Genomic DNA, 14,318 nt, shown 5'->3' on the forward strand with positions numbered 1-14,318 from the left:
TATCTCAAAAACATAACCAGTTTCCATTTGCTTTTTCCCTCCTAATCTTCTATAATCTAATTGAATATTTTATAATGTTACCTCGGTTGCTTTGGTCGGTACCTGGGTAACTTTTTTATACATCTTTTTATTTACAAAACAGTTAAAGCTGTGTCTATGATATTTTTTATATGCTACTCTACCCATAGCACTTACTTCTGATCTAGTTCTTAATGGAATTGTTGCTGCTGATAAAAAGTCCATCTTTTGTCTTACAACTCTTGATTGAAATGTATTGTAAGGAATTCCATTTGATTTTGCTAATTCTATAATTTCCTTTGGATATTTTCTTCCTTTTTCAGCTAGTCTCAAAAGAAGTTCAGTATTATCTATGACTTTAGTTGTAGCAGCTTTTTCTTCAGACCATTTAAGTTTCCTTATTCTAGTAAGAAAAGTTCCTTCACATATTCCATTACTTTCAGCTAATTCAATCCAATGTTTTAATGATTTATGAGGTTTAACTTTTTCAGTTATAGCCCTTTGTTTATCCCATGCAAGATTCCATACTCTCATCTCAAGAGTTTTCTTTTGTATTCCATTAGATTTAGCTATTTCATACTCTTCTGGTGTAATATAAAATTCATAAACCACTATTTTTACCTCCTTTTATTTATGATCTTGTCCAACTCTTTCTTTAAATCTTTTGTTTTACAGCAAATTATAAAGCTACTCATTTTTTATCCTCCTATCTTCTAATATCAACTATCTTTTCAGTCTTTCTATTAAAAAACTTATAATTAGTTGCATCTTCACTAATAAATAAATAATCTTTATGCATTATGCCTTGTGTAGATAAAAATTCTTTATGTCTCCTCCTTAATTTCTTTGGATTTTTCATTAGTCCCATGCCTCCTTATTTTTTTATTTCCTCGTTCCATTACATTCCCTTAGCTCCTAGTGGGATATGATATTTACTAGGACTTGACCATTAAATTATTATGTTAAGCTTGTTCATACTGCTCTACCCAGTTATTTTTAAATCTCTAAATATTTCATCTGTACTACATTTGTAAGTATCTGCAAGCCTTTTTATTAGTTTTGCAGAAGGACTCCTCCATCCTCTTTCTAATTTATAAAATGTACTTTGGCTTATTCCAAGTGCCTCTATAGCTTGGTCACTTTCAAATCCTGCGTTTATTCTTCTTAATCTTATTGGTGTTATCTTCATAATTTCTCCTCTCCGATGAATTTATTATCTTGTGCTAAAAAGATGTTGTTAGGTGATTTATTTGACTTAGCATGGTTTTATATTATCCTAAAATGCGATAATTTAAAACTTCTATAATATCACATTTCAGGATATTTGGAAAGATTATCTTCCTCATGCTTATTTTTTTTCAAAATATCGCAAAATTACTATTGATTTTATCTCATTTAGTGATAAAATTGTCATTGAGGTGAAATTATTATGTTAGGTGATAAAATTAAAAACTTAAGACAAAGCATGAATCTAACACAAGAGCAGCTATGTAATAAAATTGGTATTGCACAATCTACATTAGGCATGATAGAAAGTAATAAACGAAGTGCTGGAAAAAAAACATTAATTAAAATTGCTGATTTCTTCAATGTAACGGTTGATTATTTATTGACTGATGATGAAACAGGATTGAATATAAATGATAAAAAATCTATAACAAAAGATTTAAAAATACTTATGGATGAATTTAGAAATGGTAATGATGGAACTGCTTTTTATAACGGTCAAGAACTTACCGAAGGTGATTTAGACTTAGTTGAATCTGCAATGAAAATAGCCTTAGAACAGATAAAAATTAGAAATAAAGAGAAGTACACACCAAAAAAATACAAAAAATAGGTGGGGATATATTGAATAACTACATCAAAAAGGAAGTTAATGAACTAAAGATAAATCATGGGACCAATAATCCTTTTGAGATAGTTAAACAAGACAAAGATATAGAATTAATAATCGAACCGCTAGGTAAAATATGGGGAATGTATAAATATATAAATAAAACAAAAACAATATTTTTAAACTCTAATTTAAATGAACATCAGCAAAGATTTGTTTTGGCTCATGAGCTAGGTCATGCAATTTTACATCCTAGATCATCATGTTTTTTTGTTAATACTTTAAATACAAATAAATTAAAAAAAGAATATGAAGCCAACTTATTTGCTGCTGAATTACTTATAGATTTTTCAAGTATAGATGTTTTGTATATGCAAGGCTACTCTATTAATCAACTAGCTTGTCATTACATGGTGCCGACTGAACTTGTCGAATTTAGATTTAAAGAAAATAGAAAGTTATATTAATATACATTTGAGAAAGGAATAATAAACTATGGAATATAATATTACTTACAGGAAAAAGAACAAAGGCATTCAAACTATAATAAGCTATAAAACTAATGATGGAAAATGGAAGCAAAAATCTAAACAAGGGTTTAAAACTCAAAAAGAAGCTAAACCATTTATAAGTGGAGCTTTAAAAGAAATAAAATTACAATTAGAAAATGAAATTAATGCAATTAGTGAAGATTATGATTCTATAACTTTCGAAAAAGTTGCTAATGCATTTATAGAACACTCAAAATTATATGTAGAACATAACACTATAAAATGTTACAAAAGTAGCGTATCTAGATTTAAACTTATAGATGATATGGAAATTATAAATATAAAAAAAGCTGATATAATCAAGTGTGTTGATAAAATGCTTGAAGAAAATTTAAAAACTACAACTATAAAAAATCATTTGATGAGAATTAGACGGATTTTTGAATATTACAAAGAAAATTATAATGTATCATTTAATATAGATTTAAATATAAAGTTTCCCAAAGATGCAACTATTACAGAAAGAAAAGCTTTAAGCAAATCTGAATTAAATAATTTATTAAACAATATTGAACTAAAAGAAAGTAAATTTTACATAGTGGCTTATATAGCTGGTAAATGTGGATTACGATGTGGTGAAATATTGGGATTAACATGGGATAACATAGATGAAAAAAACATGGTAATTGAAGTTAATAAACAATGGAAAGTTTCAAAAAATAGCATAAGTAACTTTGGAAAATTAAAAAGTAAAAATTCAAATAGAAAAGTACCTATTAATAATAATATTTTAAAATTTCTAAAACAATATAAAAAGAACAATGTTATCTCTATAGATAATCGTATTGTTCCATTTTCTAAATCTAGTATAGATAAATATTTAAATCCTTTGCTAAACAAACTAGCTGGAATATCTATACATGAATTAAGACATACTTATGCAACTTTGCTAATATCTAATGGAATAGACTTTAAAACTGCTGCTAAGATCCTGGGTCATTCTGTAGAAATGACATTAAAAATATATTCTCATGTTACTGATGACATGATGAAAAATGCAAGCAATAAGATTTCTAAAATTTTTTAATTTTTTTGCCGTTTCATTTGACGCCTACCTTAATATGCTTGTATCTAAGCCATTTCTTATTTTAATAAACACTTTTTAGTAATATACTTACCAATTGGTAAGTACTATTTTTTAATTTCATAACTTAAATAGGAATAGCATATAATGTAGATTTTTTATAAAATTTTCATTATAATAAATTTAAAACCCAAAATGAGTATTTTCTTTTTAGTGGTTACTTCATATCAGGAGAGTACAATTATGAATATACAAAATGCAATTAATCAGACACCATTTGAATATACCTTAAGCATAATTGGAGGCAAATGGAAAATGAGAATATTATATCAATTAGCACATTCACATCTGCTAAGATTTAATGAATTAAAACGAAATATCCCAGGCATAACTCACAAAATGCTAAGTGCTCAATTAAAAGAATTAGAGAGTGATGGGATTGTTATACGTAAAGAATATCCCCAAGTTCCTCCAAAAGTAGAATATTTTTTATCTGAAAGGGGCAAATCACTAATGCCTGTATTAGATTCAATGTGTTGTTGGGGAATTAAACAAAAAGATGTTTAGAAAATATTCTTTAATGTCATCTCAATATAATTACTAACTTTTCATATACTACTGTTATAGTATAATATTCTTCACAACTTAACCTAATTTTCTATATCAAGAATAATAAATAATATTACTACAAATACTATAAAAAATTACTATTACAAAATTAAAGATGAGGTGTTTGTATGAGTGATAAATCAAAGATAACAAAAGTAAAAAAAAATACTCAAGGAGACATAACTGATATAATGCTTGAAAATGGTAATATATATCCAATAGATCAAGCAATAATGATGGTAAAAGATCACTTAATAGATGGAGTTAATGTTGGAAAATCAAGAAATGGTAGAGAATATTTAAGGAGTAACCCTAATGGAGATGAAAGTGATAATTTAGATAATAAACCAAGTTTCTAAATTATATTTAAAAATTTAATTAATACTAAATATAAGAACTCAAGAAACACAACATTTATTGAACTTTCTTGAGTTCTTCCCTATTTATTTGAAATATATTGTTATACTCTTCCTTTACTAATCATTATTTTGATTTTTATTTCAATTTATTATAATTTTCATAAACCTTAATAATCTCATCTCTAACTTCCATTAAAGCAAATCCTAATAGGTTTAATCCTTTCCAAGTTAAAGGATTTTCAATGTTTATGTCATCAGAAGACATTCCAATTCCCCAAACCTTATCATATGGACTTGCTTCTACTAAAATTCTATTCTTTGTTCCTATTAGAAACTCTCTTAAATCTTCATTTTGAGTAAACTTAGCATAATTCCCATTAAGGATTATAGAATACTTATTTTTTGTCCATATTTCTTCATCAAAATTTTTAATTTTTCTTCCTAGCTCCTTAATTTGTTTTGGATATTTACTATTCATTATCTTTTCTAAAATTTCTTCATCTCCAAAAAGCCTTGCTTTTTCTGCCATCATATACTGTTCCATACATGAATACGTGTCTATATCAACTACAAAATCAGATTTCCACCATTGACTTAGTGCTGTTTTTGTAATGCTTCCATCCCTTGACAGCTGATGCCCCCAAAAAAATAAAAATTTATTTTTTTTACTCTTTTTGAAATCAGCTTGTACATTTTCAAGTGAATATTTCATATTTCTATCTTTATCCCACAAAAGTACATCTTCATCATAAATATCCCTATCAAAAACCTCTTCATACCAACCAAGCCATCCTTTGGGTTCTGGAAACATTTCTTTATATTCTTTCTTTTCCTCATTATTTAAAGATTCATACCATTCCCCAAATTTCACAACATAACTTTCCCCAAACCCCATTCTCCAACCTAGACTATATCTATTTATTTGTGGATACTTTATCCATAGTGGCGCCATTGGATTATTTATACTATAAATATCTTTCATTATTTATCTCCTTTTTCATTAGTTTTTTATAAAATTTATACTTTTTTTAATTTTTCTATTTGTAATTGTATCATAATAACTATTCTATAACAGCTTAATTAAATTCATTTCTATATTATAAAGATCATCTACAAGCAATTTAACATCTTATATATCACAACAACTCATATATCATACTTATTGTATATTATAGAAATAAATGTTATAATACTCATCGAAAAGGGGGAATGCTTAATTGTCAAACTTTAACTACAACAAAATTGATTTTTATGAAAATGAAGATATGAATTTTAACATGGATAAAAATAAAAAGAAAAAAGGTGTTTTATTCATACTTTCTATTGTATTCTTTATACTTGGTTTCCTAGCGTCATTTCTTAATTCATTTATTCATTTCATCCAAGAATCTAGAATTAGTCTATCAAATTTTATAAATTATTATGATTGGAAAAATATTGTCATTAATCTAATCATTATAGTAATCTTATTTTCATTATCAACTCGAGTATTTAAGAAAAAAGGAATTCTTTTAATATTTTCTATAATTTATCTTATAGGTTCTTTTTCATTAACTGTAATAAACTTTAATGATTTATCAAAAACAATTAATGCTAGAGATAAGTTAATTAGTATTTGTAATGATATATCTGCTGGAAAAGATATTAGTGAAGAAACTTATAATAAATCAGAATTTGGAAAGTTAACCCCAGTTTTAGATTTACTTAAAGATTACAGAACAAAATCTATGGAATTCTCAACTAATATATCTAAAGATATCTCTTCTATGAACATTGATAATATACTTTCAATGGATACTTTTAGTAGTACTGATAAAATTAATGATGCAAAGAAAAAAATAGAAAACCTTTCAAAAATCTATGATAAATATGAAATTGACTATAGTGATCTTATGATAAACTTTCAGACTGATGTTTCAGACCTTGAATTACCAAACGCATTTAAAAGCAGTTTTCTAGATGGTTTTAAAAATTCACAGCTTGAAACCCGTAATACTCTAGGCATGTTTTTTTCAATTGAAAGGGATGTTTTTTCTAAGTTTACTAACTTATTAGATTTCATGATTACTATGCAAGGAAATTATACTATACAAAACAATCAAATGTTATTTAAAACTAATGCTACTCTAAATAAATATAATAGTTATATTGAAGAGATTGAAAATCTTGCACAAAAAGAAACTGAAATACAAAATACTATGAAAGAAAACCTAGACCTTAAGGTTGCTGAATTAAATATCCAAAAATAACTTTTAACTAAAATAGTCCTTATTGTTGATATAACTTCAACAATAAGGACCTTTATTTTTCAGTTTTGAGTTGTTTTATTAATAATTGATTCTAAAAAATTATACTTCTAAAAACTTATTGGATATTTACAGTAAACTCATCTCCTGCTGGTTCAAACTCATCTTCAAATGTTTTATCAGCATATAGCCTAAGCTTCAAACTTGTTACCCCTTCCTTTAAAGATTGTCTATTACCAGTCTGTCCATCATATAAAGTAAATTCTATTGAATCTTTATCATTCATATTATTTGGAGCTCCTTTCGGATACATTAATATTTCATTACCTAAATTGTCTATTCCCTGTAAACGCACTACAAAACCGTTCTTATTTTCATCGATCATTTTCCCATAAATCTTAATCCCTGTATTAGTATTTGCATAACTATTAATAGATACTGTAAATCCATTTTGAAATTTACGTCCATAATCCTTATCTAAATTAGTTTTCTTTATATCATTTACTTCAGGTTCTGCACTTACTTTATAGTTAATTTCCCATGGCCCTTCAATTTTCTCACCTGAATTATCCACTATGTTCTCATATTTTATTTTTATATTTAAATCATCCTTTATAGAATCTACTACTGTAAAAACCAATTCCTTTTTAATAGATTTTTCACCTATTTCAATATCCTTTGACTGGCAATCCCATACTTCTCCAATTACTTGAAAAGTATTTCCTTCAATTTTAATGTTATGTGCTTTATCATTAACATTCCAGTCATTAACACTGACTTCATTACTTTCCACAATACCATCATTCTCATAATCTACATATTCATAACTATGGCCCTTCTCTGGTTCTAGAGTTGTTCTTAATCTCTCTTTTGCCTTTATAGATTCAGGAACTCCTTTTTCAAAATTCATTGTATATACTAATCTTAATTTTCCCCCACTACGATAACACTCATCAAGCTTTATCTCAACACCATCTTTACTATAAGACTCACCAAGTTCAACAACATAATCTGACTTATAATTTTTATTTGGATCAATCTTTCTTATCATATTACTAACACTAGCTAATACTTTCGTTCCAACACCTGAGCTACATATACCTATCATAAATACACAAGCAGCAGCTACTGCAACAACCTTAATTTTATTATTTCTCTTTCTTCCATTTGATTTTTTCTTTATATACCCTTCAACCCTTTTTATGTCAAAATCATTAAACTCTTCATTGCCTTTATTCTCATATTCTTCTTCATTAAAATTCCCGTTATTTAGCAAATCATATATATCTTTTTTCATATTTACCTCCTATTTAATAACAAACCCCTTTGCTTCTCTAATCTTCTTTTTCCCTCTATATATTCTGTTATATATAATATTCGCCGTTACTCCAAGCTTTGTTGCAATCTCTGATGCATTCATATCCTGCATAAAATGCTTTATAAAAATATCACGATCCTTCTCATTCAAACAGCTTAATAAACTTTCAATATCTTTTTGAGCCTCTTCTTCTATTATTCTTATATCGGAATTATCTGGAATTCCTATCTCTAAGGAATCATACTCAGTATTATTTAAATCTTTGATATACTTTCTTTTATAATCAATACTTCTATATTTTGAAACGCCTATAACCCAGTTCTTGAATGTGCCCCTCTTTGCATCAAACTTGTCTATGTTTTCCCATATGCTCAAGAATATATCGTTAATACACTCTTCCTGAATATGTTGTAAATTATATAATTGTTTTGAAACTATAATTTTCACAAGCCATCCATATTCTTTAATTACATACCTTAAAGCATCTTCATTTCTTTTTTTAAGACATTTTATAAAATTCTGTTCATCTATTTTCATGACTCCTCCTTATTATATTTGCAAATATAATTTGACTTCTTCATATAATACTACGAAACATATTTCTTATTTCTCACTCTAATTCATTAATTTCCATAAAAAATTATAAAACTTCCATTTAGTTAATATATAAACATATTTTCTTCCACATTAAAAAACCCCACGAAAATTTATACTGAACTTTCGCGGGGATCATTTATCAATTCTATATACATATATTAAGTTTATTCTTCTGCATTATAATAACATTCTCTTCTATCACTTTCTAAACATCCAGACTTTGTTACTGTTACAAAAATACTCCTCACTTCTGGTCCAAGTTGTGCTATAACTAATAATTTTAATATCTCCTGATTAAAGTAAATTTTATAAAGTAGCACAAAAACAATGAGAAAGTCCCTGACTTACGAACAGTTAATAACCACATAATTGGAAATATGTGTTTTGTCAAAAAACTATTCTGAAGCTAACTGTTAAATATCTTTTAATATTAAATAAGTTTATTCAATACTGATTCACCAATTGTATTCTTAGGCATTTTCAATTCAAAATTCTCTGCAATTGTTGCCCCAATGGCAGCAAACCCATTACTTGTTTCCATTAATCCATTTCCAGTCATGGATGGTGAATATGCTAAGAATGGAACAAATTCACGTGTATGATCTGTACCTGTATAAGTTGGATCATTACCATGATCTGCTGTAATTATTAGTAAATCATTTTCTTTTAATTTACTTAATACAAAACCTAAGTTAACATCAAATTTTTCTAGTTCTTCTGCATAACCAATTGGGTTTCTTCTATGTCCCCATAAAGCATCAAAATCAACTAAATTGACAAAACACAATCCATTGAAAGCTTTATCCATTATTTCTATAGTTTGTTCCATTCCATGAACTGAACTTTTTGATTTATGTGATTCTGTTATACCTTCTCCATCAAATATATCATTTATCTTTCCAACTGATATTACATCTAACCCATTATCTTTTAATACATTAAGTGTAGTTAAACCATATGGCTTTAAGGCATAATCATGTCTATTACTTGTACGTTTAAATTCACCTTTTTTCATCCCTACATATGGTCTTGCTATAACTCTTCCAACTTTCCATTCATCTTTAAGAGTTAATTCTCTTGCAATTTCACAACATCTATACAGTTCATCTAACCCGAATGTTTCTTCATGACCACAAATTTGTAATACTGAATCTGCTGAAGTATATACAATCATATCTCCTGTTTTTATTTGGTGTTCTCCAAGCTCATCTAATATTTCCGTCCCGCTAGCACTTTTATTCCCTACAATCTTATGACCAGTTCTCTTTTCTAATTCATCTAATAATTCTTGTGGAAAGCCTGTATCAGTAAATGTTTGAAATGGAGTTTCTATCTTTATGCCCATCATTTCCCAATGGCCAGTCATTGTATCCTTCCCTATACTTGCTTCTTGCATTTTCATAAAATGTCCTAAAGGCTTCTCTATTGGTTCTACATGTTTAGTAGGATGTAAATTTCCTAACCCTAGTTTTTGTAAATTAGGAATTTTTAAACTTTCTACAGATTCTGCTATATGTCCTAGTGTATCTACACCTATATCCCCATAATCCTTTGAATCATTATCTTCTCCTACTCCAAGTGAATCAACTACAATTGTAAAAATTCTATTATATTTCTTCATAACTTATCCTTTCTAATTAGCTCCTTTTAAGTATGAATTTGCATTTATTAGCTAATTTATTTTCTACCTAATTAAGAGTTTTATACTTCCAATTAGTCTTAATTAAAAGATATTAGCAATAATTAATGTTTTTTCAAACTATTTTTCTTTATCATTTTTAATTAAATTTCTAATTGCTTGAACTGCAACTTCTATTGCTGCTTCTGTATCATGAACTTGTGTATTTTCAAGTCCTGCCTTTTCGCGTTCCTGATTAGCAACTACTAAAAAAACTGAGCCAACTTTTACTTTTAAGTAACTACCTACTACAAATAAAGCAGCTGATTCCATTTCAGATGCAAGACATCCACATCTTAGCCATGCATCCCATTTATTCATTAAGTCATAGCTAACTGGTTTTGTTTCTGGTGAATGTTGACCATAAAATGAATCCTTGCATTGCACAACTCCAACATGATAGCTCTTTTTAAGCTCCTTAGAAGCATCTGCTAATGCATTTACAATTTCAAAGTTTGCAACTGCTGGGAATTCTATTGGTGCATATTCTTTACTTGTTCCTTCTGCTCTTATTGCACCTGTTGCAACAACAACCTCTCCACCTTTAACATCTATGTCCATTCCTCCACATGTACCTACTCTTACAAAAGTATCAGCTCCACATTTCACCAATTCCTCCAGAGCTATTGCTGCTGATGGTCCACCTATTCCTGTTGATGTAACACTTACCTTTACACCATCTAAATATCCTGTATAAGTAACATATTCTCTACTATCTGCAACTAATACTGGATTATCAAAATGTGCAGCTATCTTTTCACATCTCTTGGGATCACCTGGAAGTATAACATATTTCCCTACTTCTCCTTTTCCAACATTAATGTGATATTCTTTTCCTGAACCTTGTGAATAAATCATATATAAAGCCTCCATTCAAACTATCATTAGAATACGATTACAAACGTATTTTAGAAAACATTTTTTATTATTTAACTTGTCTATTAACTTGTATAATTATCTATACACCGAGAATAGCATGTCTATTTTTCCCTGTCAATATATTTTTCTATTTTATATTTAAAGTTATACATTAATATTAACCTATGATAAAATATATTTTAGAGTTTTTACAAAAATATAGTGTATACTCACTAAGAAATTAATTTAATTATAGAATTAAAATTATAATTTTTATAAATAATATATTTAAATAAAAAACATTATTTAATATAACCACTTGTCTAAACAAGTATATAGGAAAGGTGATATTTTTATGAATAAATTTAATCTACTTAGACAAGAGAAAGAATTAAGATATGTAAGTGTATATAATAAGCTTTTTAAAATGATAATTGAAGGTACTTTTCCTGAAGGAAGTAGATTACCATCTGAACCTAATCTTGCAAAATTAATAGGTGTAAGTAGAACCACTCTAAGACAAGCTCTTGCATTATTACAAGATGATGGATTAGTGCGTAATATTAGAGGAAAAGGAAATTTTATAATAAAATCTGCACCTGAAAAAAATACTGGCTTAGAAACAATAGGCCATCCTCTATATAAATGTATAAATAACGAAATTGATGATGTTAAAATTCAGCTTCGCATAGAACCTTCAACAGACTACTTTAATAAAATTTTAGTTAAGAAAACTGCTGCTGTAGTATTAGTAGACAGATGGTTTAAATCTTTGGGAAATGTAGTTTCTTATACTTTTACTTTATTGCCAATAGAAACTATCTCTAAGTTTAATTTAGATTTAAATGATGATGATAAAGTTTTAAAATTTTTAGAAAAAGAAATCTATGAACTATGTAGTGATACATTAGTTGAGGTAAAATATTCTACCTCTGGTAACTTTGCTGCTAAAGAATATCCTATTTCACATGAAAACCAATTTCATTTAATACAAGAAACCATATATAAAGACTCAGAATTTCCCATTGCATCTAATAAACATTATTTACCTATAAAATCTAGTTCTATTAAGCTTCACCCAAAAAAATAATCATTGAATTTATCTAGTTAAATTCAATGATTATTTTCTATAATTAATTTATTGTTGAAGTGTATGCTGCTCCTAATTCATTCTTAGATGTGTTAACTTCATCATTATAACTATTTAATGACCACGACTCACCAGTCTTATTATCACATATATACAAATCATAGCCACCTACTCCTCCTAATCTATTACTGGAAATTATGGTATAATTTGAATTTACAACACAAACATCTGAATTATCAGCATCTGAAACATTAAATGGCATATTTATTGGTTTGTCATCTGTTTGTGTATTTTTAAAATATATCATATCATTTGGATCAGGTCTTGTATAAAAAAATCCTGTACTATCTTTTGTTATTGGATAGTATTCTGAAATTCCAACATCAGCACATCCTGATACCTTTTCTGGAATGCCTCCTAAAGATGGAATTACATATATATCAGCTTCATCCCTTAATAATCCTGAGAAAAAAATATACACTCCATCATCAGAATAAAAAGGCATTGAACACTCCATTGAAGAACTTGAATAAATAGTTGTTATTATATTAGCACTAATATCCATAGTTTTTATATAATACATTTCTCCATAAGTTGATTTGAATACTATCTTATTATTGCTGCCAGGATAAAATTTAGGATCTTCATCCCTACTTTTAGAATTATTGGTCAAATTTATAGGATTTCCATTTTTCCCTATAGTATATGAATACAAATCCCAAGTACAATTTGAATTATCTATCCCCATAAACACTATCTTTTTACCATCTGCAGTCCACACAGCATTCATAGGATCTGAAACATTTGTCCACGACGAGCTTATACGATCAAGAAGTTTAGTTTCTAAATTAAGAACATATAAACTACTACTTCCATCACCATAAGAATTATAACTATGATATACAACTCTTCCTGTTACATTTGGAGCATACCATACTTTTGATTTGTTTTCCTCACTGGCATCGCTTTTTGGATACTCATCTAATGAATAGCTACTAGTTGCTCGTTTTCTTTGAGTAATATCTGAATAAGTATTAGATATTTTCTCTAAAAATAATAGCTTCCTTTTTATATTTTTCATATTTAATCTCTCCTAAGTCTATTTTATCATTTCCTTGCAAAATAATTTCTTTGCTACTATTAAATCAATTTTGTACATAGTTATAAGATTTTTGTTTCAATTTTCTCAATGATATTATGCTCAAAAAAGAGAATTCAAATTTATGAATTCTCTTTTTTGTAGTTAGTAGATAAATTTATTTTAATACCCTATTATTATAAATGTTTTCTCAAAAAGTTTAATGACTCTGAAATTATTTCATATGACCTTTCCTCATCATTAAATAAATCAAATGCATATCCACCTGTATAGTGATTATAAATTTCAAAATTTAAATTGTGTTTAAGTCCTTTTGTAATAAAGTTATCAATTGATTCATTAACTATAGGATTATAAAGTCCTGCCCTAGCAATGAATAAAGGTGGAACTCTATTTGAATTTTCATCTATGAGATTTATTGGTGAATATTTCTCTATGTCTTCTTCCTCTATCTTTATCTCTAGCAATTTTCCCACTGCTTTAAAATCTCCAAAACCATAATAAGCAATAATAGCCTTAATAGATTCAATATTATTATTCATCCCTGCATACAGCCCAAATGGAACACCACTTGAAAAACACCAAATTGCGATTCTATCTTTATCTATATTTAACCTATCAGCATTTTCTATTAAATACTTAATAAGTTCCTCTATATCTTTATTAACTTCTTTGATATTATCTCCATCAGATAAAACTCTATGATTGAAAGTTACTGCATTTAATCCAGACGCTGCTATTAATTTCCCATATGAAATATGTTGACCTGACTCTTTAAAATTTACAGATGAAGCTTCTCCATGTATCAAAATTACTACAGGTAATTTTTTATTAATAAAAGGAGTATATAAATCCATTAGCATTTCTTTTTTACCTACAGATTTATAAACTATGTTTTTTTGTATGCAAATCTTGTCCATATTATTAATTTTATAAACTATCTCTTTATTAAAAATTTCTTTAATACTTAACATATCAGTTCTCCTCCTGTAAATTTATCCTTATTAACCAATTTCTAATTCTTTTGTTGTACG

18 protein-coding genes are annotated in these 14,318 nt (G+C 27.5%); 7 read left to right on the forward strand and 11 right to left on the reverse strand.

The features are described from left to right. Positions 1-69: 69 nt before the first annotated feature. The 3 genes from NNC19_RS07410 to NNC19_RS07420 all read right to left on the reverse strand — a co-directional run bounded on the left by NNC19_RS07410 (position 70) and on the right by NNC19_RS07420 (position 1,207). Complete coding sequence (locus NNC19_RS07410) at positions 70-630, reverse strand: hypothetical protein (protein ID WP_310937993.1); 561 nt, start codon at positions 628-630, stop codon at positions 70-72. A 94-nt stretch (positions 631-724) separates the two neighbouring features. Next, a complete protein-coding gene (locus tag NNC19_RS07415) occupies positions 725-877 on the reverse strand; it encodes a DUF6906 family protein (protein ID WP_310937994.1) in 153 nt (50 codons plus the stop codon). A 123-nt stretch (positions 878-1,000) separates the two neighbouring features. Further along, positions 1,001-1,207 (reverse strand): helix-turn-helix transcriptional regulator, encoded by a 207-nt coding sequence (locus tag NNC19_RS07420; RefSeq protein ID WP_310937995.1) that lies wholly within the window; start codon positions 1,205-1,207, stop codon positions 1,001-1,003. Between the two features lie 240 nt (positions 1,208-1,447). On the opposite strand from NNC19_RS07420, the gene NNC19_RS07425 reads away from it, so the two are divergent. From NNC19_RS07425 to NNC19_RS07445, 5 genes are all read left to right on the forward strand, one after another. Next, on the forward strand, positions 1,448-1,858 hold the full coding sequence (locus NNC19_RS07425) for a helix-turn-helix transcriptional regulator (RefSeq protein ID WP_310937996.1): 411 nt from the start codon (positions 1,448-1,450) through the stop codon (positions 1,856-1,858). An 11-nt stretch (positions 1,859-1,869) separates the two neighbouring features. After that, positions 1,870-2,322 (forward strand): ImmA/IrrE family metallo-endopeptidase, encoded by a 453-nt coding sequence (locus NNC19_RS07430; protein WP_310937997.1) that lies wholly within the window; start codon positions 1,870-1,872, stop codon positions 2,320-2,322. Between the two features lie 28 nt (positions 2,323-2,350). After that, the gene (locus NNC19_RS07435; protein WP_310937998.1) at positions 2,351-3,433 is read left to right on the forward strand and encodes a site-specific integrase; all 1,083 of its coding nucleotides are present in this window, start codon (positions 2,351-2,353) and stop codon (positions 3,431-3,433) included. Positions 3,434-3,673: 240 nt separating this feature from the next. Beyond that, entirely contained in the window at positions 3,674-3,997 is a 324-nt protein-coding gene (locus NNC19_RS07440) for a helix-turn-helix domain-containing protein (protein WP_310937999.1), read from the forward strand. Positions 3,998-4,167: 170 nt separating this feature from the next. Then, entirely contained in the window at positions 4,168-4,398 is a 231-nt protein-coding gene (locus NNC19_RS07445; protein ID WP_310938000.1) for a DUF3892 domain-containing protein, read from the forward strand. A gap of 136 nt (positions 4,399-4,534) precedes the next feature. Here NNC19_RS07445 and NNC19_RS07450 read toward each other — a convergent pair whose 3' ends face one another. Beyond that, the gene (locus NNC19_RS07450; RefSeq protein ID WP_310938001.1) at positions 4,535-5,380 is read right to left on the reverse strand and encodes an NADAR family protein; all 846 of its coding nucleotides are present in this window, start codon (positions 5,378-5,380) and stop codon (positions 4,535-4,537) included. Positions 5,381-5,615: 235 nt separating this feature from the next. Between NNC19_RS07450 and NNC19_RS07455 the strand changes: the two genes are divergently transcribed. After that, the gene (locus NNC19_RS07455; protein WP_310938002.1) at positions 5,616-6,647 is read left to right on the forward strand and encodes a DUF3053 family protein; all 1,032 of its coding nucleotides are present in this window, start codon (positions 5,616-5,618) and stop codon (positions 6,645-6,647) included. A gap of 115 nt (positions 6,648-6,762) precedes the next feature. Here the strand turns inward: NNC19_RS07455 and NNC19_RS07460 are convergent, their stop codons facing one another. The 5 genes from NNC19_RS07460 to udp form a co-directional block, all read right to left on the reverse strand. Beyond that, positions 6,763-7,941: a DUF4179 domain-containing protein gene (locus NNC19_RS07460; RefSeq protein ID WP_310938003.1), complete on the reverse strand. Its 1,179-nt coding sequence runs from the start codon at positions 7,939-7,941 to the stop codon at positions 6,763-6,765. Positions 7,942-7,950: 9 nt separating this feature from the next. Continuing rightward, a complete protein-coding gene (locus NNC19_RS07465) occupies positions 7,951-8,499 on the reverse strand; it encodes a sigma-70 family RNA polymerase sigma factor (protein ID WP_310938004.1) in 549 nt (182 codons plus the stop codon). Positions 8,500-8,723: 224 nt separating this feature from the next. Next, positions 8,724-8,879: a hypothetical protein gene (locus NNC19_RS07470; protein ID WP_310938005.1), complete on the reverse strand. Its 156-nt coding sequence runs from the start codon at positions 8,877-8,879 to the stop codon at positions 8,724-8,726. Between the two features lie 110 nt (positions 8,880-8,989). After that, complete coding sequence (locus NNC19_RS07475; protein WP_310938006.1) at positions 8,990-10,180, reverse strand: phosphopentomutase; 1,191 nt, start codon at positions 10,178-10,180, stop codon at positions 8,990-8,992. Positions 10,181-10,318: 138 nt separating this feature from the next. Next, complete coding sequence (udp, locus tag NNC19_RS07480) at positions 10,319-11,095, reverse strand: uridine phosphorylase (RefSeq protein ID WP_310938007.1); 777 nt, start codon at positions 11,093-11,095, stop codon at positions 10,319-10,321. Between the two features lie 319 nt (positions 11,096-11,414). On the opposite strand from udp, the gene NNC19_RS07485 reads away from it, so the two are divergent. After that, positions 11,415-12,185, forward strand: coding sequence for a GntR family transcriptional regulator (locus NNC19_RS07485; protein ID WP_310938008.1), 771 nt, complete (start codon positions 11,415-11,417; stop codon positions 12,183-12,185). A gap of 43 nt (positions 12,186-12,228) precedes the next feature. Here the strand turns inward: NNC19_RS07485 and NNC19_RS07490 are convergent, their stop codons facing one another. Together NNC19_RS07490 and NNC19_RS07495 are read right to left on the reverse strand one after the other, a co-directional pair. Next, positions 12,229-13,266 (reverse strand): hypothetical protein, encoded by a 1,038-nt coding sequence (locus NNC19_RS07490; RefSeq protein WP_310938009.1) that lies wholly within the window; start codon positions 13,264-13,266, stop codon positions 12,229-12,231. 194 nt (positions 13,267-13,460) lie between these two features. Continuing rightward, entirely contained in the window at positions 13,461-14,258 is a 798-nt protein-coding gene (locus NNC19_RS07495; RefSeq protein ID WP_310938010.1) for an esterase, read from the reverse strand. Positions 14,259-14,318 lie beyond the last annotated feature (60 nt).

Source organism: Clostridium sp. SHJSY1 (genome assembly GCF_031626875.1).
Taxonomy (GTDB): Bacteria; Bacillota; Clostridia; order Clostridiales; family Clostridiaceae; genus Clostridium.